Here is a 1,850-nt window from a genome sequence, read left to right on the forward strand (position 1 = left end):
TAAGAAAACCAGCCTTTGAAGGGATTGTCCATGATGTAAAGAAGGCGGATGTTCCGAAAAAGAAAACGAAGGAAACGATTTCTAGGGCTGAGAGAACGGGTGCTAAGGGTACGGGTAATAATTCTTCGAGTAAGGATGTTTATGGACCTTATTATGATGAGGCAAAAAAATTACACGAAACTAACCCTGATTGGTATCCTAATCCTGATGAATCTACAATAGTAAAGGGTAAAGAACTAAAGGAAGCAAGAGCAGACTATCAAGCGTTGGTTAGAAGAGGGGAACTTGAAAAAGGTCACCATGTACAAGGTTTATCTTTTGGGGGAGAGAATGTAAGTTCAAATTTAAAGAATACAGGAGAATCGACTATTCGTCGAGAGCAAATTGATGATTTGAATTTGGATTTTTATCATGAAATGGGTTATGGTAAAGAAAATGCTAAGGTACTAAAAATACATGAGAATGAAAAGGGGATTATTGTATTTGGTAATAATCCACAACACACTGAGGTTACTGTTTTTCAAAATAAAGTTCTGAAATGGCAACGAGAAAATGGAAAGAGATAATTTACTGAAAGTAGGTGCATTTATGGGAGAAACGAGAAATCTTATGAATAGTATATGGTTTGGAGAAAAAACAATTTTAGCTAAATCGGAAATAAAAGAAAAAATTTTAAAATCTGTAACAGAAACGGAAGTTTTATTTAACTTAATAGAATTATTTAAAACGGGGGATTTTACTCAAAAACCACTATTAGTTCAATTAATGAATCAGACTAAAGATGAAGCGGTTCTGAATTTATGTATTAGAGTATTTTTATCTGTCGCAACACATGAAGACTTAAGGGATTCAAATAATCTCCGTTTTCTTAGTGAGATAACTGAAGAAACAGTAGACACTTTTGCATCAGCAGCCACAACCTCACTTTCTCTTGAGGTAATTCCATATTTATTGGCTTTATTTGAAGAGTGGGAGGAATTCAGTGATACAGCTACTATTATAAGAGACTCTATTGATTCCTTTATTAATTTTGAAGATCAAATTGGTGAAGATGCAACTATAGATGAAATTGGAAATTTTTATTTTAAGTATTGTCAGGAGAAGGATACAAATAGTTATTATTTTCAACAGAATTTAGCTTTTCCTGGAGACTTAGCTAAAAAATTGATTCAGCGGGTTATGATTGCTGCTAATAATGAGGAGCAATTAAAAATGGAATTAATACCATCTTTATTATCAATTTGGACTGGTAAAAGAATACCTGCGGATTACAACACTATTATTAGTGCAAGTAATTATAAAGATTTTATTGACTATATAAACGAACTTTCAAGTGAAAACTGGGAAAAGGGACAAAAATATTTTTACGGATATAAGCTTTAACTATAACCTATGAAAAACAAAGTATATGTGAAGTGGATAGGAAAAAATAATAGTGTGTTTGAAAATACATACTTCATGATGGCTGTACTATGTGCAATGATAGAATAAGAAAACGAGGTACGAGCTTAGGCGAGATGACATTTTACTGGGTGATGAATATAAACACATGGAATGTATATTAAACTAACGAACTCGTACAAACTCGTAAGTTTTTAACGTAGTAGTTATCACGATATATAAAAGGTGTCATACTGTTTCCATAAAACTTACAAATTTAATGCTACTTAAAAACGGATGAACTTAAGGCACTTGATTGTCAATTAAAGGCAACAAGTGCTTTTTTTGTCTTAGTATAGAAATAAGATATAATAACCTAGATTATTCACCGACAAATACAAAATTCCACTGAAATGCTGACTTACCGGCTTCTCAGTGGGATTCTTTTTTTCACTTATTAGATGAAAAAA

Annotated in this window: 1 protein-coding gene and 1 pseudogene; both read left to right on the forward strand. The window is 32.1% G+C overall.

The window, feature by feature from the left end; genetic code table 11:
- A pseudogene (locus J2S13_RS16760) lies at positions 1–566 on the forward strand (WXG100 family type VII secretion target); the annotation flags it as partial.
- Between the two features lie 22 nt (positions 567–588).
- Complete coding sequence (imm47, locus tag J2S13_RS16765; protein ID WP_307258966.1) at positions 589–1,383, forward strand: Imm47 family immunity protein; 795 nt, start codon at positions 589–591, stop codon at positions 1,381–1,383.
- The last annotated feature ends 467 nt before the right edge of the window (positions 1,384–1,850 follow it).

Source organism: Oikeobacillus pervagus, from assembly GCF_030813365.1.
Taxonomy (GTDB): domain Bacteria; phylum Bacillota; class Bacilli; order Bacillales; family DSM-23947; genus Oikeobacillus; species Oikeobacillus pervagus.